The sequence below is a fragment of the Candidatus Woesearchaeota archaeon genome (assembly GCA_018303425.1).
GTDB lineage: Archaea > Nanobdellota > Nanobdellia > Woesearchaeales > JAGVYF01 > JAGVYF01.
Genome location: JAGVYF010000001.1, coordinates 46,506 through 71,017 on the forward strand (window position 1 = coordinate 46,506; position 24,512 = coordinate 71,017).

General features: G+C 31.6%; 27 protein-coding genes, 1 tRNA gene and 1 rRNA gene. 18 read left to right on the forward strand and 11 right to left on the reverse strand.

From position 1 onward, the window contains the following. Window positions 1-7 precede the first annotated feature (7 nt). Window positions 8-123, reverse strand: a 5S ribosomal RNA gene (gene rrf, locus J4418_00210). A 226-nt stretch (window positions 124-349) separates the two neighbouring features. Here rrf and J4418_00215 point away from each other — a divergent pair. Next, complete coding sequence (locus J4418_00215; protein MBS3112496.1) at window positions 350-1,159, forward strand: endonuclease/exonuclease/phosphatase family protein; 810 nt, start codon at window positions 350-352, stop codon at window positions 1,157-1,159. 210 nt (window positions 1,160-1,369) lie between these two features. On the opposite strand, the gene J4418_00220 is transcribed toward J4418_00215, so the two are convergent. After that, window positions 1,370-1,741 (reverse strand): PH domain-containing protein, encoded by a 372-nt coding sequence (locus J4418_00220; protein MBS3112497.1) that lies wholly within the window; start codon window positions 1,739-1,741, stop codon window positions 1,370-1,372. A 42-nt stretch (window positions 1,742-1,783) separates the two neighbouring features. Further along, window positions 1,784-1,978, reverse strand: a complete 195-nt coding sequence (locus tag J4418_00225) for a hypothetical protein (protein ID MBS3112498.1) — start codon at window positions 1,976-1,978, stop codon at window positions 1,784-1,786. Between the two features lie 242 nt (window positions 1,979-2,220). On the opposite strand from J4418_00225, the gene J4418_00230 reads away from it, so the two are divergent. Continuing rightward, on the forward strand, window positions 2,221-2,442 hold the full coding sequence (locus tag J4418_00230; GenBank protein ID MBS3112499.1) for a hypothetical protein: 222 nt from the start codon (window positions 2,221-2,223) through the stop codon (window positions 2,440-2,442). A gap of 255 nt (window positions 2,443-2,697) precedes the next feature. On the opposite strand, the gene J4418_00235 is transcribed toward J4418_00230, so the two are convergent. Next, complete coding sequence (locus J4418_00235; protein ID MBS3112500.1) at window positions 2,698-3,510, reverse strand: nucleotidyltransferase domain-containing protein; 813 nt, start codon at window positions 3,508-3,510, stop codon at window positions 2,698-2,700. 134 nt (window positions 3,511-3,644) lie between these two features. Between J4418_00235 and J4418_00240 the strand changes: the two genes are divergently transcribed. From J4418_00240 to J4418_00255, 4 genes are all read left to right on the forward strand, one after another. Further along, on the forward strand, window positions 3,645-3,872 hold the full coding sequence (locus tag J4418_00240) for a hypothetical protein (GenBank protein ID MBS3112501.1): 228 nt from the start codon (window positions 3,645-3,647) through the stop codon (window positions 3,870-3,872). A 206-nt stretch (window positions 3,873-4,078) separates the two neighbouring features. Then, the gene (locus J4418_00245; GenBank protein MBS3112502.1) at window positions 4,079-4,273 is read left to right on the forward strand and encodes a 30S ribosomal protein S17e; all 195 of its coding nucleotides are present in this window, start codon (window positions 4,079-4,081) and stop codon (window positions 4,271-4,273) included. Between the two features lie 88 nt (window positions 4,274-4,361). Continuing rightward, on the forward strand, window positions 4,362-4,559 hold the full coding sequence (locus J4418_00250) for a hypothetical protein (protein MBS3112503.1): 198 nt from the start codon (window positions 4,362-4,364) through the stop codon (window positions 4,557-4,559). A 96-nt stretch (window positions 4,560-4,655) separates the two neighbouring features. Continuing rightward, window positions 4,656-4,857 (forward strand) — tRNA-Arg (locus tag J4418_00255). Window positions 4,858-4,900: 43 nt separating this feature from the next. On the opposite strand, the gene J4418_00260 is transcribed toward J4418_00255, so the two are convergent. Beyond that, window positions 4,901-5,299, reverse strand: coding sequence for a hypothetical protein (locus J4418_00260; protein ID MBS3112504.1), 399 nt, complete (start codon window positions 5,297-5,299; stop codon window positions 4,901-4,903). Between the two features lie 617 nt (window positions 5,300-5,916). Here J4418_00260 and J4418_00265 point away from each other — a divergent pair. Further along, the gene (locus J4418_00265; GenBank protein MBS3112505.1) at window positions 5,917-7,200 is read left to right on the forward strand and encodes a hypothetical protein; all 1,284 of its coding nucleotides are present in this window, start codon (window positions 5,917-5,919) and stop codon (window positions 7,198-7,200) included. 68 nt (window positions 7,201-7,268) lie between these two features. Continuing rightward, window positions 7,269-8,936 (forward strand): hypothetical protein, encoded by a 1,668-nt coding sequence (locus J4418_00270; GenBank protein ID MBS3112506.1) that lies wholly within the window; start codon window positions 7,269-7,271, stop codon window positions 8,934-8,936. Between the two features lie 130 nt (window positions 8,937-9,066). Here J4418_00270 and J4418_00275 read toward each other — a convergent pair whose 3' ends face one another. The 3 genes from J4418_00275 to J4418_00285 all read right to left on the reverse strand — a co-directional run bounded on the left by J4418_00275 (window position 9,067) and on the right by J4418_00285 (window position 13,111). Further along, on the reverse strand, window positions 9,067-9,720 hold the full coding sequence (locus J4418_00275) for a hypoxanthine phosphoribosyltransferase (protein ID MBS3112507.1): 654 nt from the start codon (window positions 9,718-9,720) through the stop codon (window positions 9,067-9,069). A 215-nt stretch (window positions 9,721-9,935) separates the two neighbouring features. Then, window positions 9,936-11,591 carry a phenylalanine--tRNA ligase subunit beta gene (pheT, locus tag J4418_00280; GenBank protein MBS3112508.1) on the reverse strand — a complete coding sequence of 552 codons (1,656 nt, stop codon included), beginning with the start codon at window positions 11,589-11,591 and terminating at the stop codon, window positions 9,936-9,938. After that, window positions 11,579-13,111, reverse strand: a complete 1,533-nt coding sequence (locus J4418_00285; protein ID MBS3112509.1) for a phenylalanine--tRNA ligase subunit alpha — start codon at window positions 13,109-13,111, stop codon at window positions 11,579-11,581. Before J4418_00285 ends, pheT begins: the two co-directional genes overlap by 13 nt. Window positions 13,112-13,204: 93 nt before the next feature. Here J4418_00285 and J4418_00290 point away from each other — a divergent pair, with 93 nt between their 5' ends. From J4418_00290 to J4418_00300, 3 genes are read left to right on the forward strand one after another with little or no spacing between them, the layout of a single operon-like run. Next, window positions 13,205-13,405 (forward strand): NFYB/HAP3 family transcription factor subunit, encoded by a 201-nt coding sequence (locus J4418_00290; GenBank protein ID MBS3112510.1) that lies wholly within the window; start codon window positions 13,205-13,207, stop codon window positions 13,403-13,405. Continuing rightward, window positions 13,405-13,665, forward strand: a complete 261-nt coding sequence (locus tag J4418_00295; GenBank protein MBS3112511.1) for a hypothetical protein — start codon at window positions 13,405-13,407, stop codon at window positions 13,663-13,665. The genes J4418_00290 and J4418_00295 overlap by 1 nt, the downstream gene beginning before the upstream one ends. A 41-nt stretch (window positions 13,666-13,706) precedes the next feature. Then, entirely contained in the window at window positions 13,707-14,120 is a 414-nt protein-coding gene (locus J4418_00300; GenBank protein MBS3112512.1) for an archease, read from the forward strand. A gap of 53 nt (window positions 14,121-14,173) precedes the next feature. Here J4418_00300 and J4418_00305 read toward each other — a convergent pair whose 3' ends face one another. After that, complete coding sequence (locus J4418_00305; protein MBS3112513.1) at window positions 14,174-14,842, reverse strand: hypothetical protein; 669 nt, start codon at window positions 14,840-14,842, stop codon at window positions 14,174-14,176. A 161-nt stretch (window positions 14,843-15,003) separates the two neighbouring features. Between J4418_00305 and J4418_00310 the strand changes: the two genes are divergently transcribed. After that, a complete protein-coding gene (locus J4418_00310) occupies window positions 15,004-15,756 on the forward strand; it encodes a hypothetical protein (GenBank protein ID MBS3112514.1) in 753 nt (250 codons plus the stop codon). A gap of 2 nt (window positions 15,757-15,758) precedes the next feature. Here the strand turns inward: J4418_00310 and J4418_00315 are convergent, their stop codons facing one another. Together J4418_00315 and J4418_00320 are read right to left on the reverse strand one after the other, a co-directional pair. Beyond that, a complete protein-coding gene (locus tag J4418_00315; GenBank protein MBS3112515.1) occupies window positions 15,759-16,061 on the reverse strand; it encodes a hypothetical protein in 303 nt (100 codons plus the stop codon). Between the two features lie 75 nt (window positions 16,062-16,136). After that, window positions 16,137-17,612 (reverse strand): hypothetical protein, encoded by a 1,476-nt coding sequence (locus J4418_00320; protein ID MBS3112516.1) that lies wholly within the window; start codon window positions 17,610-17,612, stop codon window positions 16,137-16,139. A gap of 238 nt (window positions 17,613-17,850) precedes the next feature. Here J4418_00320 and J4418_00325 point away from each other — a divergent pair, with 238 nt between their 5' ends. From J4418_00325 to J4418_00350, 6 genes are all read left to right on the forward strand, one after another. After that, window positions 17,851-19,128 (forward strand): PQQ-binding-like beta-propeller repeat protein, encoded by a 1,278-nt coding sequence (locus J4418_00325; GenBank protein ID MBS3112517.1) that lies wholly within the window; start codon window positions 17,851-17,853, stop codon window positions 19,126-19,128. Beyond that, window positions 19,118-19,987: a hypothetical protein gene (locus tag J4418_00330; GenBank protein MBS3112518.1), complete on the forward strand. Its 870-nt coding sequence runs from the start codon at window positions 19,118-19,120 to the stop codon at window positions 19,985-19,987. The genes J4418_00325 and J4418_00330 overlap by 11 nt, the downstream gene beginning before the upstream one ends. Continuing rightward, window positions 19,974-20,768 carry a hypothetical protein gene (locus J4418_00335; GenBank protein MBS3112519.1) on the forward strand — a complete coding sequence of 265 codons (795 nt, stop codon included), beginning with the start codon at window positions 19,974-19,976 and terminating at the stop codon, window positions 20,766-20,768. Before J4418_00330 ends, J4418_00335 begins: the two co-directional genes overlap by 14 nt. Before the next feature lies 1 nt (window position 20,769). Continuing rightward, window positions 20,770-21,495, forward strand: a complete 726-nt coding sequence (locus J4418_00340) for a DUF835 domain-containing protein (GenBank protein MBS3112520.1) — start codon at window positions 20,770-20,772, stop codon at window positions 21,493-21,495. 118 nt (window positions 21,496-21,613) lie between these two features. Next, window positions 21,614-22,270, forward strand: a complete 657-nt coding sequence (locus J4418_00345; protein MBS3112521.1) for a DUF835 domain-containing protein — start codon at window positions 21,614-21,616, stop codon at window positions 22,268-22,270. Next, window positions 22,270-24,291, forward strand: coding sequence for a DUF835 domain-containing protein (locus J4418_00350; GenBank protein ID MBS3112522.1), 2,022 nt, complete (start codon window positions 22,270-22,272; stop codon window positions 24,289-24,291). The genes J4418_00345 and J4418_00350 overlap by 1 nt, the downstream gene beginning before the upstream one ends. Window positions 24,292-24,512 lie beyond the last annotated feature (221 nt).

Genomic DNA, 24,512 nt, shown 5'->3' on the forward strand with positions numbered 1-24,512 from the left:
AAAAAAGAGTGGACAGCTTTCCGGGCTTCCCGTACATGAGTACAGTACAACCAAGAACGGAGGCATGCTTAACTTCCGTGTTCGAAATGGGAACGGGTGAACCAGGCCCCTATGACCGTCCAAAATTAAGGTTTTATTGGCCGTTTATAAATGTTTCTATAATTAGGCGCTGTCCAGAGTCGTTTCATTGTTAATTAGTATCTTCAGATTTAAACATCGGAATTCCTGTTCTATTCTCCCGAATACTTGGAGGGATTGATTTTTAGTGCAACGATGCCAAAGACAAAAAATCAAAGTTCAGAAGTTTTGGATTAGCAATATTAATAAAATAGGGTGAATTAATAAGAATATGAAAGTTACTATTATGACCTATAATGTTGAAAGAGGATTTCATACCAGAGATCATAATATTGAGAAAAAAAGATTAATGGCTGCTCAACAAGCCGTTCAAAAAGTGAATCCAGACATTCTTGCAATTACCGAAGCTTGTTATGGTGCAGAAAACTCACAAGGTATCTTAATGGATTATCAAAAATTATTTGATTTTCCTTACGGTAAATATGGAGGGTATCCTACTTTTGGACCTAGAAAAGGAGATGAAGGAGGAAATTGCATTTTGTCAAAATATCCCCTGGATGCAGAAAACGTAAAACTTTTGTTTAAAGGTGCAATTCGTGCCAGAATTGGGCTTGAAGGTATTGTTTTGACAATTGATGTTGTGCATCCATCTTACTCTGTTGATGATTATGAAAAAATAAAAACTCTGAATCCTTTAATTTCAAATAGGCCATCTCATTACATTCTTACAGGAGATTTTAACACAGTCCATCCGGATGATAAATATAATTGGGATTTGTTAACTGAAGAATTAACGAGTTTTAATCCGAAAAAGGCAAATCAAGTTATTGCAAATTGGAAACAAGCTGGTTTTATCTCCTGGCTGCAAAAAATAGGTTTAGATGATTCATTTCCAAAAAGCAGAAGAGAATCCACTGTACCAACAAATTATGCTTACGGCGAAACCAGAACGGGGGTGAGGATGGATTTCTTTTTTCATTCTCAAGATATTGAAGCAATCGATTCTTATGTTCTAAAAGACAGCAATACTGAAATCGCTTCAGATCATTATCCTATTGTTGGCATATTTAAAACAAAATAAGCCAAGATTTCTGAATTGAGTTTACCATAGTGCAGTTAGCGTTAGCGAACGGAACAGAGATTGGAAACTGCATTTGGGTGAAGTGAAGCTTTCTCAATTGAAACTAACATCGGATTCTGTTAGGCGTCCCGAGCGTTAGAGAGAGCCTGCAAGGCGTGGCAAAATCTAAAAGATTTTGAGTTCAGAATTCGGCGGTGGCGGGACGGCGCACTATTTGTTAGGGTTATAATCTGATTCGTATCCTGGATTTGTTTTTGGTCTATATTTGTTTGGATATTGAATATCAGTTTTGACCGCGTGTGAAACTTTTTTGAAAAATTTGAACACCTCATAAGGATTCTCAATATGGCTAATAGTGTAGGGTTTTTGTACTGCCCCACTTCTTGTATAAGTAAAACTACCAGCGGTTGAAATAAGTATGTTACCGGATTTCCTACCAAAAAGGATATCCAAAAATCCAACATTCACTTCAGCATTTGTTATCTGGTCAAAATCAACCATTTCAAAATCTCTGCCAATCAACCCTTTTTGAAGAAGAACTCTTTTGTTTGTAATTGTATAATAGGTATGTTTGTAAACCAAAGCTTTGTATATTGGAACTCCAAAAACAAATCCTACACCAATCTAAAAATGTGGGAGAAGAATAAAGAAATAATTTCCACTAGCTATTCCCTGAAGTACGAAAAAACCACCTATGGCCAGAAAGAATATTCCGAATATCGCACCTGCAAATCCACCTATAAAAAATGGCCCGAATTTTGGTTTTCCTTCCCAGAAAACTTTTTCATTTTGGTCTAATACTTTATCTAATTCTCTCATATTACTTAGTTTAATTATAACATATTTATAAATCAATCGTTTTTGTGCGCCGTCCGTTTGGGGTGGGTGGTCGAGGGACTGCCGAATTCTGAATTACGCCTAACATCGCGATCGCTGTTAAACTCTCCCGATAGGGAAGCAAAAAATCGGCGTATCAAGGTGCGAAGCACCATTAGTTAAAAGAGTTAAGAGGTCGGTGAGCTTATTTCTTCTTACGGAATAAGATATATGCTAAAAGGACTATGATTATAACAATAGCAATTCCGAAAGCAATTAATAGCGTTCGGTTGTTTTGTGTGGATTCAACTGGTTTTTGTGATTTTTCTATTGTGTATGAATCAAATTTTTTGGCGAACAATGGTTTTGAAACTTCTCCTTCAATTTTTAATCCTGTTTTAAAAACATCATCTTCATTTGCGACTTATTTTGGGAGAGATATTTTTTGTTGTAAGCCAATAGCATAAGCTTCTTCACAAGAACTATAGTCATATTCTCTCTGCTTCACTAAGGTAACTTCTTCAATATCGATTGTTAACAAATATTCATCAGGATGACAGATTTGTTGTATTGTGTTTTGTCATACATTATTATCGCCAGTATACATATTTATTACTTTCTGGACAGCGCCTATAATTACGGCTTGATTACATTGATTCTTTTACACTAGTGTCGGATTTAGACTAAATCGGGAAAACATAATCAGAAATAATTAAACGACTTTAAATTTTTTTATTTGTTTCAATAAAGTTCTGCATTGTTTTAACAAATTGATTAGCTTCTTTATAAAAATCATCATACTGTTTACCTGATAATTTAATAATTTCTCTATTGGATATTTTTTTAGCAAGAATATAAAACTTATTCATCGTTGTAGCATATTCTTTAGAGATTAATTTTGGTTTTACCATTTTTTCGATCATCATGTCATCAACATGCTTGGGGCTAGGGGGTACTTCTCCAAGGGACATTAAAGCTGCATGGGCTGCATCAATCACTGCCCAATACAGGTCCATTACACCCTGCAATATATGCCATTTTGAATTTTGTAAAGTTCTTGGCGCTCTTGAGAAATATGTCCACACACTTTCAGGCGTAGGTCTAATCCTTCCTCTAATTAGTAATGCTTGCAATGGATCAAAAAAGCCCGAATCCAATAAAGCATATCCATCCCTTAAAATATTTATCCCTATCGGATCAGAATTTCGAATATAATCCCAAAAAGAAGTTATTTTTAAAGTGGTTACATGAAGTCTTTCAGAAGTTTCAGCGATCAATTGTTCCATAATTATTCTATATGTTTCAACAAGTTCGGGACTCAACTCTAAAGAGATGTCATCTATTATGATCAAAATATCAATATCTCCTCCCGGCATAACTTCCTTTCTTGCTGCGCTTCCAAAAATTATCAAAGATTTAATAAAATTACCAAACTCCGTGTAAGCTTTTTTCGAAAAATTATAAGCAATTTGAAGCTCTTCAGAACTATATCTATGGACATTTGGGTTATCTACTTCTTTTAATGCAAACTTCATTCATTGTTTTAAAGAAGTAAAACTTTATTAAACTTTTGATTTATTGGACAATTGTAAGATTTGGAAATTATTTATACTTATTGAACAATAGTAACATTGGGAAAATATATAATCTTAATATTAATATTATATATATGACTATGTTTATTGCAAATTTAAGTAGTGGAAAAGGTACTTTGGGACATGTGGGCAGACTTATGAAAGAGGAAGATTGGGATAAAGTAGTATTAGTAACTAATCCGTTTGGTAAAGAAAATTTTAAATCTGACAAGCCTTTTGAGATGATAGTTATAGATGAAAGAAAACCAATTAAAGAATTCACTGAAGATATAATTAAGAATTTAAAAGATACAATTAATTAATAGTGAAGTTGCTTTAAGTTTAATACCCGGCACAGGTAAAGAACACATGGCTCTTTTATCTGCAGTTATGCAATTAAGTGTTGCATTTAGAATGGTTGCGCTTACTAAATCCGGAATTCACCAAGTTTAATTATAACATTTAAATATAAAGCAAAAATAGAAAGCTTTATAAACTGACCATTATACCGAAGAATCAGTGATATCTTATGGGAAGAATAAAAAATAAATTAATTAAAAGAACTGCAAAAGAATTATTACAGAAGTATGGAGTAAATTTTAAGAAAACTTTTGAAGAAAATAAACAAATTATTCCTAAATATGCTAAGATTAATTCAAAAAAATTAAGAAATGTCATTGTAGGGTATATTACTCATTTAAAGAAGACAAGAGAAGATTATTAATAAGGTATTAATAAGAAGAGTTGATTGATATGATAGATAAAAAAACTGATCAAAAAGATAACTCTATCTTTATAGGGGTAAGCCACTTATGAATCATGCAGCAGATGTTGTAATGCATTTTACAGCGAAAGGTGCAGATGAAGTTTTTTTTAAAGCTTGGGGTAAGTTTATCAATAGGGTTGTTGGTGTTTTTGAAGTTGGCGCGAAAAGAGTTCTTAAGAACAGACTTACCACAAAAAATATTGATATTAATTCAGAAGAATTTATTAATTTATATGGTAAATAAGTGTGTGTATTAAGCATAGAACATTTGCTTTGCAGAAAGTAAATATTATTATTAATAATTATTATTTATATACTTATTAAGTATTGAAACGTTTATGGGCCCATAGCATAGCCTGGATATGCTGTATGCAACAGAAAGTGCGGCCGGCTTCGGACTAGCTTTTTAGAAAACGTTTGGGAAAATAAGTGTTTTTTGTTATATTCCAAAGCACACTAAAAAAAAGCAAGGAAGCTACCGGCATACCGGGGTTCGAATAAATTAAGCAAATTGCTTTATATCGGAAATCCTCGTGGGCTCATATTTTAATTTTGATATAAGGGACTAATATGCCGGTTATTTATTTAATGTCTAATTTCTACCCACTTAACTTTTTTATCTTCAACCAGATTTTTAATTTCACGCTGTTTTATATTTAATCCTGCACTACCTGTCTTAATTTCAATAAATGAGATATTATCCGAACCGAATACAATGCCATCTATTGGTTGACCTATAAATTTAAAATCATTTTTCGAAAATGGAAAATCTTTAGCAAATGGAACAAATTGCTCCCATGTTTGTCCATGTTTAACATTCTCAGAACGTTTCACTTTAAGCAGTTGATCATATTTATTCAATAGGGTTTTGTATCTATGATAAAAAACCAAATAAGAAATAATTAAACTAAATACTATTATAATAAATACAATTAAACTAAATATGAATATAATGTTTTTATTTAATATAACATCTGCAGGCATACCTGAATTAATTTAAATAAGTATATAAATTGTGTTGACCAGGCGTAATGTTTTATCATTACTTTGTTTTTTTAATATTATTTTTTCTCATTTTTTATAAATTTTCAAAATAAAGTATACACATTTTAATTTTGTTATGAACATCATATTCGGTGTTTCATAAGGCTTTTATGAAGAAAAAAGCAGAAAACTCAGTCCTTTAGGGCTGAGATGAATGCACTGCTTTTTTTGCAGCCTAAAAATCGAACTTAAGAGAAAGTTAAATGTCAAACCTCGACCTTTAGGTCGTAGGTATTGGTTTTCGTTCGATTTTTATGATATCATAAGTAGTTATTATGATATCATTGGTTAATTAATTTTTTTAAATTATATGGAGTTTTTATTCCAGCGGACATTTAGTTGAATAATTGGATTATAACACTTCTAATACAACAATATTTATATATAGAACCCAAACTATATGTTCTGCGCGAATATGGTACCACTGTATAATAAGAACATTTCCGCAAACCTTATAAATGAAACGGCTTTTTATAGGTTTAGATTGGTGGTAATAGAGTATCTAAATTGGTGATAGCTGATTAAAATCATAATAAACATTTTTGGAGGGAAATACCATGAAAAGTATCGTTAAAGGATTCAGTGCACTGGTTCTACTTTTAGTGCTTATGATTAGTATGGCCGTTCCAGCTTTAGCTTGGACTGCTGAACCTAATGTAGCTATAAAAGCGAACGATGATTTCTGGTTAACACCTGGTTCATCTGATATTGATGTTGAACGCGGTGAAACACTAGACTTTGAATTTTACATAGAAAGTGCAGAAGATTTAGAAAACGTTGAATTAACTGTAAAGTTAGTTTACGAATACGGCGATGAAACAACTATGGACTCAACAGGTCTATTTGATTTAACCGCTGACAGAGAAAGAAAGAAAACAGCTTCATTAACTATCCCTAATGATTATAAGGAAGGGGATGCAAGATTGTTTGTAGTATTACAAGATGAAGAAAACATTTCAACTAATACCTTTGATGTACATGTATCTGGGGCAAGACACGATTTAACATTAGAACGTGTTTTAATGACACCAAATAATGTAGTTAAAGCTGGTTCATACCTTACTGTTAAAGCAAGAGTAGAAAACCTTGGTTCAAGAGAGGAATCTGATATCTTATTTAGCGCTGAAGTTGAAGGCTTAGAAGGAGCTTACGATTCAGAACTATTAGATGATGAGTTCCAAGCAAATGATGCTGAAAATACTCAAGAACTTTACTTAGCAATTCCACTTTGTGCTAAAGCTGGTGAATACAAAGTAAAGACCGCTCTATCATACAACAAGAATGATGAAGTTGTAGAATACAACACAATTAGAGTTGTTGAAAGTGAAAGCTCAGTGTGCGCAGTTAAAACCGATGTAACACCAAACGCTGTAACACAAGTAGTTGTACCTGAAGCTGTTCAAACAGTTAAAGCTGGTGAATCATTAGTGCTTCCAGTAACTATCACAAACGCAGGCAGTGAAGCTAAAAATTATGTAGTTTCATTAACAGCCGGTGATTTAGGAAGTGTAAGATTTGTTCCTAGCAATACAGTAACTGTAGCTGGCGGATCAACTGAAACAGTATATGTTTATGTTGATACAAACGCTAATGTAGCTGGTCAAAAAGTATTAGGCTTAACCGTTAAAGCAGGCAACGAATATGTTAAAGAATCTACTTTAACTGTTAATGTTGAAGGCGAAAAAAGTGTTAACTTTAACAAATTTGGTCTAAGAAAGGCACTTGAAATTGGTCTTGTAGTTTTAATCGTTTTAATCGTTTTAGTTGGTCTAATCGTAGGTTTTAACAAGTTAAAAGATGATGATGACGACTTTGAAGAAGAAGACAAAAGTTACTACTAGGTAAATTTCATAATTTTTTTATTTTTTTTATTTTTATTTGATTAAATTTTGCGGAGTTTATGTGGCGAATGAAACTATTAAAATTAACATTAACTTTAATCCTGGCGTTAGCGCTGATTAGTTCTGTATATGCTTATTCAAGTGATGATTTACAATTTATATCTCCCCGGTACGTTAATTCATTACCATGCAGAGAAATTAAATTTCAATTTCAAATTATGAATTCCGAAAATATAATTAATCAATACCATTTATCGGTTCCTAAGTATGAAAAATATGTGGATTTTAGTGAAAATGATTTAGTAATAGCGCCTGGAAAATCTAAAAGAGTCGTTGCATATGCAATTTTGCCATGTTCATTATCAGGGGAGGTTAATTTAGATTTATATGTTGAAATTAAAGATAGAGAAGGTGCTATTAAAGTTCCGTTAAAAATAGATATTAAATCTGATTATTCAAGGGAAGTATCGATTGCTCCAGTAACTGTATGCAAAGGAAAATTTGGAAAAGGTTCAGTTCACGTGTATAATCCAACAGCAACACCTAATTTAATCCTCTTATCCGCAGATTTACCTCATTGGATTGAATTGCAGGGCAATAAGGTCGTATTACCTGAAAATGCCCAAGCTGATTTTAATTTTACAGTATATCCTGATTCGGAAGTTGGTGAATATTTAATCGGATTTAGTATTAAAGATTTTAGCGGTACAGAAGAAATCCCGTTCACTGTGAATATTAAAGATTGTGAGAATGATTTTAAATTACTTAATACTAAATTGTTGGTTGTATCGGGTCTTGAAGAAGAATTTTATGTTCCTTTTTCAGGTTTAAGAGAGTCAATGTCATTAGCATTACAAGCACCTGAATGGATTACAATGGAAAGAAACATATCTGGTAATTATTTAACATTAAAAGTCAAGGCTTTAGATGTCGAAGCAGGAGATTATGATGTAATTGTGCTTGCGCAGAATGGTGAAACAGTTACTCAGAAATTAAAAGTATCTGTAACTCAAAATGCGGTTGTTAAATTTTTAAGAAGTTATATTTATTTAATCTTAATATTGTTATCTGCAATTGTTTTATTGATTTATGCCGGTTCTAAATATAATATTTCAAAATACAATATATTAAACCGTTTAAAACCATTGTTTAATGGTTTGAAAGTAAAGAAAATAAAAAATACCGGGTTAGAAAAGTTAACTGAAAAAATTCAGATTGGTGCTAAATTTCCTAAATTCAACCCGGTTATCAGTTTTGAAAATTTTGATTTTGCTAATTTTGAGTTTAAGGATAAAGTCAAAATATTGAAAGAGTTTAAAGTTGATTTTGAGCCTATGTCAAAAGTTTGGTTATGGGTTTTATTGGGGTTTGCACTATTGTCTGTCATTGTTTATGCAATTTGGAATTATTTTTCACAGGTTTGGAGTTTGGGGTTAGGAAAAATTAATTTTTTAATTTTGTCCGGACAAGAATTAGTGAATTTTTGGATTAAAAAAAGCGGGTTTTTGTTGTTTGTAAAGAAATGGCTGGTTTATTTTGCATTACAGGCATTTGCATATTGGCAATATATTTTTGGCGCTTTAATTGTAATTGTTATAGTAATTGGCTTTGACAAATTAAAATCAAAAGGGTATGTTAAAAAAGTTTATGATTATTTTTTTGAAGAGCCAGATTCTGATGTTGAAGAGAAAGTTTATGAGATACATGAGAAAAAAAGTTCTGTTAAAAAAAATTAAAAATAATGCCAATCTAAACTAAACATCGCCAGCCATCGCTCCGTTCTGAGTTTTCAGATTCATTTTTCTCATTGTTAAATAATTAAATGTAAACTCTTTATAAAATACACCGGTGGAAAATGAGATTTTATCATTTATACATATTAGGTTTTAATATTGCAATATGTCCTAAGTCCCTGTATCTTGAATTAAAATCAAGGCCATAACCAACAACAAACTTATCCGGTATTATGAACCCCGTGAATTGAGATTCTATTGGTTTAATCCTTCTTGAAGGTTTGTCGAGCAAACAGCAAATCTTGATTTCAAGCGGATTAAACGTTTTTAACATTTCAACTATTTCTGATAATGTGCGGCCTGTATCTATAATATCATCAACAAGTAAAATTCTCTTGTCTTTTAACCGTTCTAATTCCTGCTGGTTGTACCCTCTTATTGATAATTTGCCTGTTGATTCTGTGCTTTCATAGCTTGAAGTTTTGCCTAAAATTTGGGGAAACCAAATTTTATCAAATTCTCCAGATACCAGGGCAGTATAAAAATACATTGCTCCGCCTAGCAATGGGAAACCTACAACTTCAAGGTCTTTTTCACCATTTTTTAGAAATTGTGTGTAATAGTCAGAGATTTCATTTCTTAGCGCTTTTAACCGGCTTTTAATTTCGCCGCCAGAAATTAGGATACCTTCTAATTCGTCTTTATATTTACCTTTTATTTCTAAAGATCTAACTGGGATTAATTCTCTAGTTTGATAATCTATTGGGAAGCTTTCTTCTCTTTTCATAAAATCACTTTTTATTTGCAATATTTTAAATCATTGAGCTTTTATTTTTAAATTAACATTATTTTACAGAGGTATAACTTTTATTATACCCCAGACCGGTCTGTTTTAGGTGTTGTTTGCACATTGCACGAAACGGCCGTAATGCTCTTCACAAAGCTTGGTTTTTGTAAAGTATTATTCTTTTTTTAAAATCAGGGGTTTTTAGTTAAAAAGGTTTATTGTAATAAAGAAAATAGGTCAGTTAAGTTTAGCTCGAAACCGGCAGCAGGAGTAAGAAGTTCCCAATTACTAAGAACTTGCGGGGAGAATTCCCCTATGTGTCCAATGTTTTTGCCTTTATACGAGATTTTTGCAATTCTCCCTTCAATAAATGAACTGTGTTCAATTTCATGCATTTCATAGTTTTCTGCGCCAAGGTTTTTCATTAGGCTGTCAAAGATTTGTTTACTTTCTGTAAAATCGGCGTTATTATGCGCAGTAATTACTGCAATTTTTTCATAATCTTTTGCTTCGGTTTTATCATTGATGCTGACCAGCCCGTGTTCGAATATTTTTTGTGGGTATTCGTTATGCTTGTTTTTTGATAAAGTTTCAAGCAATATAGGGGATAACCAGTTTCTTACCACTGAAAATGATTCAGACATATACTCTTTTATCTCTAACAGTGAAAAAGGTTCAATGTTCATTTTAGTAAATAATGTATTTTTATTTGATAGCATTGCATTTAGGACCTCTTGATATCCGAAACCAATGAGTATTTCCCTGGCGCTGTCGCAAAAATTTATCAGTGGGGAAGTTTCCCCTATCGTGTTACTTTTAAGTTTTTGCACAGGAATATTCTTATAACCGTAGGTAATTCCGATGTCTTCAATAATGTCTACCATGTGCAATAAATCTTGCCTATAAATTGGGGCGGTTACAGTTCCATTGTGATAACCATATCTTGCTTTTTCAAGTAATTTTTGCAGTTCGTTTTCTTTTAATTCCAAACCTAATAAATGTTTAACATCATCAGGTTTAATTTTAAATTTTTCATTGAATTTGTATGGGCATTTTACAGTCCTATCAGTATATTCGATGCTTGTTTCATAAATTTCAAAACCTCTATCATAAAATGCTTGGGCCATAATGTTTATCGCGAGATTTACTGAATTAAAATCTGTACCGGTTGCTTCTATGAACAGATTAGAATCACCTACCTCAACTTTTCCAGAATAGTTTGAATTAATAATTGGAGGGAAACTTAATATTTCATGTTCATTATCAACTAATATCGGGTATTCTTTAAAATCTTTTAATAAGGGTGAATATTTTTGGCCTGCAGGGTGCATTTCGAGGATCTCACCCGGGGTCATTTTTCTATTAAAATTTAATGGTTCAAATTCCATGTCTTCAGGGCCAGTAGTCTTATAAAATAGGGGGAATTTAATTTTCTCAAGCGAATATATGCCTATTGCAACTTTTTGCCTTTTTCTTCCATATGATTCACAAAATTTTTCCTGCAATTGGATAATTTGTTTAAGTAAATAATCCGAAATACCTTTTCCTTTAACAGCAATTGCCCCAATGTAAGGTCTAACCTGCTTAACTGAATTATTTACTCCAATTTTCATGCCTGATTTTTTAATTTCGAGTATTGGTAAACCTTTTTCTTTTCCTATAATTCCCTTTATAAGTCTAGCTAATCCTTCAACTGACCACAGGTATGGGAGGTTTGTGTCATCATAGTTTACATGCACTTCATCTGAATCTTTATCATAATCTTTTAATTCGCCTTTTCCATATTCTACTAATTCATCCAGCTCGGAGATTGTGAGCTCTTTTCCGACTAAGCTGTTCAAGTCCTGCAATGAAAATTTTATTGTTGGCATTTTTTGTTCCTCAGCAGATTTAAATCTTGTGTATATAATTCTCTGATATCGTCAATTTTCATGTTGAACATTCCCACTCTGTCAATACCAATACCCCACGCAATTACAGGTACATCTATGCCTAATGGGCGTATTACTTCAGGTCTAAAGATTCCTGAACCCCCTAATTCAATCCATCCCATTTCGGGGTGTTTTGCAAATAACTCTGCGCTGGGTTCAGTAAATGGAAAGTATGCAGGTTTAATTTTAATTTGTTCAGTTTGCGCAAATTCTTCAGCAAACATTTTTAATAATCCTTTCAAACTTTGGAAATTTAAGCCTTCATCAGCTACAATCCCTTCTGTTTGGTAAAAATCAGGTAAATGGGTAGCATCAATTACATCGTACCTGAAACATTTTGCAATTGCAAAATATTTACCCGGAACTTTGAAATCTTTTGAAGCCAGCATTCTTGCAGATGCTGCCGTACCTTGTGTTCTTAACAGTGTTCTTTTTGTTCTTTCTGCATCAAATTTGTACTGCCAACCTTTTGAGCTTGTATTGAAACCGTCTTCATGCGCAGATTTAACATTTTTAATGAGTTGCGTGTCAATCTGTTGTATTGCCGGTTCTTTTATATAGTAAGCTTCGTGAATATCTCTGGCGCTATGAAATTGCGGCATAAAGAGGGCGTCCATATCCCAAAAATCTGATTCCACAATAGGCCCAAACATTTCAGTGAAGCCCATTGCAAGGAATTTTTGTCTTACATTATCAAGGAATCTGCGGTAATGTTGTCTTTTTCCAGGATAAATTTTAGGTACATTCAATGATATGTCATATCTTCTGAATTTTTTATTTTTCCATTCATCAGTTTTTAGCATATTTGGTGTAAGCTTATCAAGAAAATTATCTGTTAATTTTATATATTGCAGTTCATGACCTAACTGCGTAAGTTCAACAACTCTATCTTTGATAAGATTAATTTTAATAATTTCTTTTCTTTGAGATAAAGCATGCATTAAGACTCTGTCTTCGTGTTTAATAATTTCTTGATTTTCTTTTCCTTCAACTCCAATAAAATTTAAGAATTTGTGTTCCGGAAATATTTTTGGTTCTGTTGTTGTTGCGCTTAGTAAAATCTTATCTTTGCCTTGTTTGTTTAAATTTATCAGGCTTTGTTTTTTTAATGTGCCAATTGCAATTTGGATTTCTTGAGATGATAGACCTGTATATTCTTGGAGTTTATGCATTTCAACTTCTTTGCCTGCTTTTTGCAATGTTTCAAGCAGTTGTTGTTCAGGCAATCCTTTTAGGGCGTATTCTTTTCCGTTTTTATCAAGTTCTATGCGTTTTTTAAGGTCTTCATGCATTATAATTAATCCTTTGTTTTGGAGCCATTGTAATGCTCTCATAGCGCCAGCTTCCGGTAATTCTGATTTTTTTACTAATTCGGAAAGTCGGTTACATATTTTTAGCAACGGAAATATTTTTCTTTCTAATGGGTGCAAAGATTCTGCTAATTTTCTTATATCATCCATAGGTTAAGTGATTCTTTATATATTTATAAGGGTTATGGTTAGGGGGTTTTGTTTAGCACAACATTTAAATAAAACATAAACTTTTTAATTTCTATGGCAATCATACCGGCAGCTGCATCAGAGCGTATTCTTAAAAAAGCAGGAGCTAGAAGAGTGTCTGATGAAGCAAAAAAGGCATTTTCTGAAGTACTTGAACAGTTAGCAGAAGAAATCTCAAAAAAAGCAGTTGACATTGCAAATAATTGTGGAAGGAAGACAATTAATGGTACAGATATTAAGATGGTGAAAGTTTAGTGAAGATTACGATTGATACTAAAGAAGATTCTCCTGATGAAATTAGAAAAATAATACATTTACTTTCTAATCTTGCAAATCTTAATTCAACACAGAAAGATCTTTTTGGAGCTGGTGGACATTCATCCAATTTACAAGATTCGCAATCTGCGCAGGTGGGTTTTATGAAGATGTTTGAAGATATGCCTGTTAGTAAAGAAGATAAAAAGGATGAGGATCCCTGGTCAGATAAAAATAATCCTGGGTTAATCACTTATTAGTCAGTAATTTATATAAACCACTGCTTTTATTTAAATATATAATGAAATACAAATATATAGAAGGAGAAATAACTTCTGATGTCATGTTTGAAGCTTATGGAAAAACACCTCAAGAGGTATTTGAAAATGCCGCTGAAGCAATGTTTGAGACTATTTGTATTAAAATTAAAGTAAAACCGAAGAGATCTGTTAAAGTTCATGTTGAAGGTAAAAATTTAAAAGATTTATTTTATAATTGGTTGCAGGAATTAATTGGTCTGATTGATATTGAAGAAATGTTTTTTTCCAAGTTTAATATTACTAAAATTTCTGAAACTTCACTAGACGCAGAAATTTATGGTGAAGATATAACTCCCAATAAAGGAGAAACGGTTGTTAAGGCTGTTACATACTTCGGGTTTGATTTAAGGAAGGAGAAAGGTAAGTATATTGGAACTGCTACACTGGATATTTAGTATAATTATTTTTTAAGGTTTAAAAATAAGAAAAAGAACGGCTAATGCCGTTTTTAATTAATAGTTGTTATGGTTGTAATTGCTTTTAAAAGTTTATCAGAACCTTGGTCAAGTAATTGCAATGTTATTGTTTTTGCTAAAGATAAATCATCAAAACTGCCATCAGACAAAACTATAACTCCTTTAATTGTTTCTCCAGCAGCAATTGAAAAAATTGATTCTTTTTCGCCTTTAACTAACTTTTTAACATCTTCGCCGTCACTTTCATCATAAGCAAACACTCTGACTAATGGATAAAAATCGGTTTTTTCATTTACTATTTCGTATTCAACTGATACAATTTTACCCCAATTATCACTTTTTTTAACAGTATTTACTTTTAGAATTTTAAAATCTATTAAACCTGATAAAATTTTAGGTTTTTCTTTAACTATTGGTTCTTCAACCTTTTCAACTACCGGTTTTTCAATTACAGGTTCACTTACTGTTTTAACTGGTTCATTTACATTTACTACTGCCCCGGCAGTTTCACTGCTTCCAAACCAGTTAGCAGTCACTAAATCGGCGTTACAGGATACAGAGCTCGATATTGGCTGATAAAAAGCAACTATTCCAAGAGCAATAGTGACAAAAACCCACATTAACCTTTCAAGGTGTTGCGGTTTTGGTATTTTAATAACTAAAAATTGCGGTTTTGGTGTTTGTTGTGCATCTCCTTCCATTTTGATCTTTCCTCATTATATTTTTAAAATTAAATGATACTATTAATTTATCTTAAAATTATAGATTTACTAATATTTATACTTTTCGTTGCATTAATAAATAAAAATTATCTTCTAGACTATCGTAACATTTAAATAGAATTAAACTTAATATATTTATCGTGATAGAACAAATTGATGAAGGAACAGGGGGAGCCAGCAGATTGAAAATAACATCTTTATTAATATTATGTGCAACAATATTTATTCTTGTAATGTTTGCATTTTTTGGCACTAGTGGCGGGTTATTTAGTTATACTGGTTCAGTTACTGGTACGACTGCTAATTCAGATCTTTCATTAGAAAAAGAAGAGATTGTTGTTCAAGACCCCCTAATTTCGGGATTAAGTGAAGAGGGTAAATACAAATTGATTCTTAATATAATTAAATTAAAAAATTTAGATAAAAAAGTTACAAAATTACAATTTGCAGAAAGAGTTTCAAATATTGCGGGTTATATTGATACTTTAAAAAATACAAACGTGCAAAATGTGTGGCTTTCAATTCATTCATGTTTAGAAGAGGGTTGCAATGAAAAGTATTATGAATTGCTCGAATCAGTTTTAGATAATGCATTTGCGTATGCAGAAAAGGATATAGGATTTATTGAAAAAATATTTTCTAATGAGCCACCCCATGTTTTTATGCCTGAATTATTAAATAATATTGTTGGATTACAAAAAGCTGTTGAAATTGGGGATGTTGTTGAAACATCAAAAAGCATGACTGCTGTTAATTCTTTAATGTCAAAGGTTGATTCTACAGAAATTAATGATTTATGGAATGAGCTAGTAAATTGTGATTTAAAATGCCCTATTTATGACGAGTTAATTCTAAAATTGACCGAATTTAAGATAAATTCTTTGGATGTATAATTCTAAATATTAATTAAGTGCAATAAATTGGCGCTTCCGCAATAAAAAAAGAAATTATTAATTGGCTTGTCAAGATATTTTTTAATTTTTCTTAATTGTTGTCTTGCTTTGTATATCCGGTAAGAACATTTAACTTCGAATACATCAATTTTTCCATTTTTTTCTGCAACGATGTCTATTTCCCCGATGACTCTTTTGTTGTTAGATAAAAATATGTGTGTTGATATAGAATCATAGTTAGGCCTAATTAAAGAAACAAGTTCTTTAACATATCTGTCATGCTTGATTAATTTTGCTTTAATCACCTTTCTTATGCAATGTTTTACGCATATATAAATTTTTATTAGCACTATTAAATGAACCTAACATATATGATACACTTATGCTATTTTATTCCCTAATTTAATTTGTAAAATAAAATACATTGGCGTTACTAAAACTAATAAAGATAAACTTAAAACTAAAAATAATAATCTTAATCCAAATGCCTGAGCAAAATATGCGCCCAGCGGCACAAAAAATAAATATGGCAATGTTAATATTAACGAAAAAGTATTATAATATTTAGTCCTATTTTCGCTTTCTAAAGCATGGGTAATAAGCAATCCAATTGCAAGTCCGGTTATTGAGGCGCCAATAATGCCTATTATAGTAGCCATTGAAATCGCTAATAAATTAGGACTTAGGTAGTATGTCAATGGTTGTGTTGCTACCATTAAAGTGCCAAATGTTAATAACGGGAGGTTTCCATATTTTTTAGACAATAATCTAGCTATAGTTGTTGACATCAATGAAGAAAAAATTGAAATTATGAATATCATCGCAATATTAATAAAACCGCCGAATGCCATGTATTTAAAAATCTTATAAATGTATAAACCGTAATATATATTTCCTATTGTCTGCACTAGTCCGGTTGTTATGCTTGCGATTAAAGCGATCAATACAATTTTATTTTTGATTAGAAATGGAATATTAATAAAAACTTCTTTTAGGTAGTCTTTAACTATTTGTCCAATTGAAGTTTTAATCTCAAATCTTTCAGGTTTAATCAATACTTTCATAAATTGTGACGAAATAGTAAAACAAATTGCAGCCAGACTTAACAATAAAACATAACCGGGTACTTTAAATATATCTCCAAATTTAAACAAGTTTTCGGATATAGGGTAATTGTCCAGGATGTAACTCCCGATTAATAATGAAATTCCAATAATGATTACGCCGTATTGTGGGAATTTGCCCAGCCGGGGTTTTTCTTTAATGTCTTTTAAAAAAGTGTTTGAATATGTTTGACCAAGATAAGCAGTCAAGATGCCAATTCCAACCAATAAAAAACCAATAGTGTATATCGAATTCCAAAATATTGCAAAGGCAACAGATAAATAACTTAATCCCAACAAAATGCCTGCTAGATTAATTTCCCATGGTTTAAAATTTCTAACTTTTAAATATTCTTGGACTAATAAACCCATAAATATGCTAAACAAGTCCTTTAAACCGTTCATTATGCCAATTATAAAATATGATGCGCCAATCTGTGATAAAATCACGTTAATAAATTGTTGGTTAACTAAACCAGAACCTAGTTTTTCAAAAATTTCTTTGCCTAAATGTTTTTGATAATTGGTCTGTTCAATGTCACGTTTTTTTAGTTTTTCTAAAATCTTTGTTTCTTCGGCGCTTTTTGTGAATAAGATATTTTTTATTGTAGGAATATTATTTTCTTTTATTTTTTTTTCTTTTTTAGAAATAACATTTTCTACTTTAGAAGGTAACATTTTTTCTGTATTAAAAGTCGGTTTTATTTCTTTTTTCTTAATCTGATTTCCAATTCCTATTTCAATGATACTCATCAAAGATAAATATTAAAAAGAATGTATTTAAATCTTATGGAAATAAAATCTCCTGTTAAACAGAGCATTAGGTACCCTGTTTGTGAAGAAATAAAAAACTTTAAAATTTTTAATTTGATAATTATATTGATTTTTAAAATAATTTGTTAAAATAGTTAAGTTTTATGAGATTAATTTTATTAAAATTGATTCAAAACATTTATAAAGTATATATATTATAAAATATAAGGTGGTAGATATGGGAATATTATCCCGATTATGGTCTAGACTAGTTATACTTTTTATTGGTAAACCTCCCGGGAAAATAATAAAAAAATGGGAATTTAAAGCAGGGGGAGCTATTCTTAATTCTGCAACTATTTCGGATATTGATAATGACGGCCACATGGAAATAATTATTGGCACAAGCAAGGGTAAAATATTTGTTTTATCAGCGAAAGGAAAAGTTAAGTGGGAAGGTTCTTTAAAAAAAGAAATTAGCGGAGTGAATTTAATGTTTTTAGATGAAAAAACGGTTAACAGTATAATTGCGTCACCAGTAATTCTCAAATCGAAAGGTAAGATAATTATTGTGGCTTGCAGCGCTTCCGGCATAGTTAAGGCATTTCATGGCGATGGAAGGTCATTTTGGGAGTTTAAAATCCAAGGAATTATTTTTGGAACGCCCCTGTGCGCAGATGTCAATAACGATGGAGAGAAAGAAATAATTTTTGGCACAAGCGATCATTATTTGTATGCAATTACAAATTGCGGCAAACTTTTATGGAAATATTGCGCAAAATCTCCTATTACTTCATCACCCGGATTTTATGAGGACAAACCCAAGTTAATTTTATTTGGTACAGATAATGGTTTTCTTAAAGCAGTTAGTATAAATGGAAAGTTTAGGTGGAAATTCAAGACCAAAGGGAAAATTACTGCCAGACCAGTTATATCTGATATTTTTAATGATAAACATAAACGAATTATCGTGGGTTCAACTGATAAATCTTTATATGTTTTAAACAAGTTAGGCAAATTAGACTGGGAATATAAAACTCATGGGGAAATTTTTTCCCATGTAACTATTGGAGATGTTGATAAAGATAAAGATAAAGAAATATTTTTCGGGGCGGGTGATGATAAGATTTATGCATTAGCCCCAAATAGTCAAAAGATTTGGAGTTATGAAACGGATTTTTGGGTAGTAACTTCTCCAATAATAACAGACATTAATGGCGACGGGACAAATGAAATTGTAGTGGGATCATATGATAAATCCGTTTACGTTCTTGAGGGTAAAGGAACATTTGCGCTTAATTATATGCCTGGGTTATCAATAATTGCCAGCCTGCCTGGGCATTTTACCCCATTTATCACTTCACAACCCGGCGAATTAGTTGGCAAGAGATTATGGAAAATCCGGTTAGGCAGTATGGTAACTGGTTTAAATGTTATTGGTTCAAAGAATTTGCCAACTCAAGTAATTGTGAGCACTAAAGGAGGCAAACTTTATTGTTTAGGACATGAAAAATAAACAAAAAAACATAATCGGAGCTTTGATTTTGTTATTGATTATTGGAGTTGTAAGCGCAGAGGATGTTGCAGAAACTGCAATTTGTATTCCAGATTGGACCTGCACTGCCTGGTCATTATGTATAACGGATTATCAAAATAGAACTTGTACTGATACAAAATTTTGCGGGAATGAACCAGAATACTTTAAATCTAAACCTGCTGAATTTAAAGAATGTGATGTTTCAACAGAAACATCGGATATAGTCCCGGATAGAGAAATAATTAGGTTTGGTATCAATACTTGCAGTGAAATATGGAAATGCGCCCCATGGTCTGTATGTACAGGAGGTAAGCAAACTCGAAAATGTTTTGACGAAAATGCTTGTGAAACTGAATTAAAAAAACCAATTATTGAACAATCTTGCGCAGGGGCATTAACCGTAGCTGAACAATCAACTCCACCCATACCTGAAAATCCAGATTCAACGTTAATGTATATTTACATATTAGGCAGTTTGATTATTATAGGGGGGTTAGGGTTTGCAGGATATGTCTACTTAAATAAAAGAACAATATCTGTTTTAATACCTAAAACTGATTCTGTTTTAGATAATTATATAACTAAAATGAAAATTGCGGGGTTTACATCTGCGCAAATAAAAAATGAGCTTATTAAATCCGGTTACGATCCTGGAACAATAAATAAATATTTTCCGATGCATAATCCCGAACTTAAAAAATTTACATTACAAATGTTAAGTGAAGGATATAATCCATTGCAAATCGGGGATCATTTGATTGTTTATGGGTATAGTCCGGAACAAATCAAGGAGCATTTTGAACATATAAATATGGGTGAGATCAATGAAAATAATTGAAAAAAAGAGTGATATTAGGCGCATCCCTTTACATATTGAAGGGTTTGATGAACAATTGGGCGGGGGCGTACCTGAAGGCCACGTTTGTTTAATGGCCGGTAAATCCGGTACAATGAAATCATCTGTTTCATTTAATTGTCTTTATCATGAAGTAGCAGGAGGTAAAAATGCTCTATACTTATCGCTTGAACAATCTTCTGCATCTTTACTGAATCATATGATAGGCATGGATTTTGATTTATCAGAGATAAATGTTGTAATTTTGTCTGATATAGGCAAACTTGAAAAATGCATTGAAGCTGTAAATTCAACTAAAGGCAGTTTAATTCTTACGGATGTTGCAGCCATAAGAAAACAAATGGGGGATATTAAGAGCATAGGGCCGCAGGCGGATTGGTTAAACGCAATCAAGAACATTGTAACTAAATTATCGAATGGCAATGCATGCAACCTTTTTGTTCTTGATTCGCTATCTGCAATGTATGCTTTATCATCCATTAAAAATCCCAGAGCGGAACTTTTTTATGTGTTTGAATTTTTAAGAGACCTTGGCTTAACTTCATTTCTTATAACTGAAATGTTTGGTGAACAGTTTGGAGAATTTGGGGTTGAGGATTACCTTTCAGATGGCATCATAAAGTTCGCAATGGTACGGGACGGAAGAAAAGTTAGAAGAGAAGTAAACGTTGTAAAAATGAGGGCATCTGATACAAATAATGACGTGTTTATACTTGACTATAAAAATAAGACATTTAGAGCTTTAACAAAGTTACCTTATTAAGATGAGAAGGCAAGATTTAAGAAAATTTGATATACATTTAATGATTTCAATACTTGGAACGTTCTGCGCCGCGTCTTTTTTTTTTATCTTGTTTTGGTCATTTAATTTTTTTATAATTAAAATAAAAGATTTAACTTTTTATCTTTGGGTGTCATACGGCGTCTTTTTTTTAATTGCTTTAATTGTGTATCTTACCACTAAACGACCTACAATCATATGGACCAAATCTGTTGAAGGTTCATTATCAACAAAATGCAAATATAACCTTGAATTAGGACAATCTTATATTTTAAAAGATAAACATAAATCAATGCATAGATCTATTTATAAAGATGCCATTGAAAATGGTAGAAATGGGTTGTATATTACAAGAACTAATCCAAATCTCATAAAGAGAAAACTTAAACTCAAAAATACCTTGCTTCTGTGGTTAACCGAAATTGAAACAAGCAACGCAATAAATCCTATGGATATTGAAGAATTGTCTTATATAATAAAAAAATTTTTACAAAAAACTAAAAATGCAATAATTTCTCTTGAGGGAGTTGAATATTTGATTAATATATTGCCCTATAAAACAATATTGCACTTTTTTCAAGATCTTAGGGATGAAGTTGCATCGACTAATTCAAATCTAATTTTAAGACTTAATCCTGAAGTATTGAAAATTAATGAGCTTAAACTTATAGAAAAAGAATTTATGGAGTGGAAACCAAATGCCGTCTAATCTGATTTTGTTGATTATCATGCTTTTATGCACTATTCTCAGCATAGTTTTTTTATGGAAACTCCGAAATATTGAACCTAAAGAGATTATTTGGCAAATTTCTTATTATATATTAATAATGATAATGCTTTTTTGCGGGTTTTCATTTATAGCGCTTGCGTATATTTATTTTTTTAATGTCGAAACAATTCCGAGTAATGCATTATTTTTTATTTTTGGAGTGTTATCTATAACATCTACATTTGCTGTTCTTTATTTTGATAAAAGAGTAAGGTTTATGGAAGCGCTTGGCGAAGATTCCGGCCCAAAGGTTACGCTCCCTTCAAAGCTTAAAAGGGGCAATACCTATTTAATTAAAGACATTGAACGGAAAAGGGCATTAAGATTGTTTAGCGCGGCAATTGGTTTAAATTTTAAGGGTTTGGCAATTACCCGTCAAAATCCTCAAAATATTATTGAAACTTTTAAATTAAAAACTGCTAAAGTAATTTGGTTAACTGAATTAAAAAATGGTAAAAATTTAAGTCCGACTGACCTTGAAGAGATTTCATACGTTATCAATAATTTTATTAATCAGGAGAAACGGAGCATTATTATTTTTGATGGTTTTGAATATTTAAGCGATTATAACTCTTTTGCTAAAGTGTTGCATCTGTTTCAAGTATTGAAAGACGCTGTTTCCATTAAAAACTCAATACTTTTAATCTATATTAATCCCAGAACCATGGAAAAAAATAATATTAAACTTTTGGAGTCGGAGTTTAAAGTGATCTGATGGCAATGTTTTTACATATATTTCCGGGAATTGAACTCTATTTTGCTGCGGCAATATCAATACTCCTGTTCTTAAGGTGGAAAAAAACTAAGGATAAAACAAGTTATTATTGGATGTTGGCATTTGTTTTTTATTCATTATATGATATAATTCAGATAGTTTTTATCAGCCAAATATTTGTATTCGAAGTTTTTTCATATTATTCGGTGCATTTCCTAAGACAAACTTTTATTTCATTAATGTTTGTATCGGTTTATTATGGGATCGTGAGATTATTAACCCGCAAGAAACTTATTACTCAAGTATTGCCATTTACTTTTTTTTTCCTGCAAGAAATTCTCATCGCGTACGGTGATTTTGCTGTAAAAAACATTGAAATAGCCGATAAACTGCATGTTATTTTTTTTGATGTGCCTTTTAATTTAATTATTGCAATGCTATTTTTTAAATTATATCAAGTTAATAAAAAAAATTATTCATTAATGATCTCTCTTGCATGGATGGGTTATGCAATCCTTGTACCTATATTTTTTTATAAAACTGGTGGACTCATATTGTATTCCATTTCTTTATTGCCCATGCTTTTAATGTTTTTTGCATTTTTAGTGTTTTTTAAAGCGCCGACGGGGGAAGAATTAATTGAGATTAAACCCGCTGTTGAAAAAAGATTAAAAAGTAAAAAAAGGTATAGGTTAAAGCCCGGATACAGCTATCTTGTTGAAGAACCTAAATCTGAGATCGCTTTTGGTATTTTTGTTGATGCTGTAATGCACGGAATTAGGGGTTTGTGCATTACCAGGACTAAACCGGAATGGATTAGAGAAAGGTATGAGCTCAAGAAAACTCCTGTATTATGGCTGACACAAACAAATTCAGGCTCATCTGAAACCGTTGATCCATCAGAACTTGAACAATTAGTGGATCTGATTGATAAATTTGTTACAACGGCTAAATTTGAGGTGGTTAAAGAGGAAGAAGAAGATGAATTATTTGTTGATAAATATTCAATTACTGCTGAGCCAACTGAAAAAGATAATAACACTATTTTTAAAAATCAAAGCAAAGAAGAAAAGAAATATCTTACTACAACTGAAGAAAAAAAATTACCTGAAAAAGATAAAGAAGAACAGACACAACATAAAGAAAATATTGCGGATAAACAGGGAAGGCATAAACCCGGAACGCATAAAGGGAGTTTTGTTATAATTGGCGATAAGGAAGATAATGGCGGGGAAGATAAAGAAAAAATTGATGATGCCATTAAAATGAAGAATGGGCGGGGGTATGAGACAACGAGTCCATACAATATGGGTGATGTAAAAGAAGATAAAAAAGAAGAACCTTTAATTGAAAAATCACTACAGGGGCATATTAAAGACAAATATGACAAAAATGAACTACAAGGCGAAAAAGACCTACAAGTAGTCAATGATGAAGAAAAGTCAAGAAAACATTTATTTCATAGAGTTAAAGACAAAGTTAAATTCTTAATTCAATCTAAAAAAGAAATTTCTAAAAAAGAGATTGACGAGCTTTTAAAAGAAAAAGGCAAGTCTGGCGAAAGCGAGCATAAAACATATCCTCAAAAAGAAAATCAGTCACAAAAAGTTCAGCCTAAAAAAATAAATAATTCCGGTCTATATGAAAAGAAAGAGCGCAGTGAAGAGCGCGAACCCCAAAAGCCGCTGTATATTAATAAAAAAAGGACAGGTAAAATGACAATTATTGGCGGGTCTGAAGATGTAAAAAAGAGTGTAAGGCATCAAGCATATTTAGTTTTAAAGACCCCGCAAATCAATCACAGAAAAAGCATTGTTTTGATTGAGGGCATTGAGTACCTTATCACAAATAACTCATTTAGGGCAGTTAAAAATATAATTTCATTATTAAAAGATAAAATCTCTGAAGGAGATTCGGCTTTAATTGTGCCGATTGACCCGGAAACATTATCTAAAGTTCAGATAAACCAAATTAGACAAAACTTTTATATTTTTGATCCTAATCGCAATAATTATTTTTAAATATCTGAAAAATAAAGCTATTTTAGGGTTGGAAAAATTATAATGGGAATTTAAATTACAGTTTCAATGTTGTAATATTGCTGATTCCATGTTCGTTCATGCTAATTCCATATAAATTATCCGCTTCACCGATTACAGCATCATTGTGAGAAATAACGAGATACTGCGCGTGGTCGCAATACTTCCGAACTAGTTTTGCAAGTTTTTCGGAGTTATGTTTA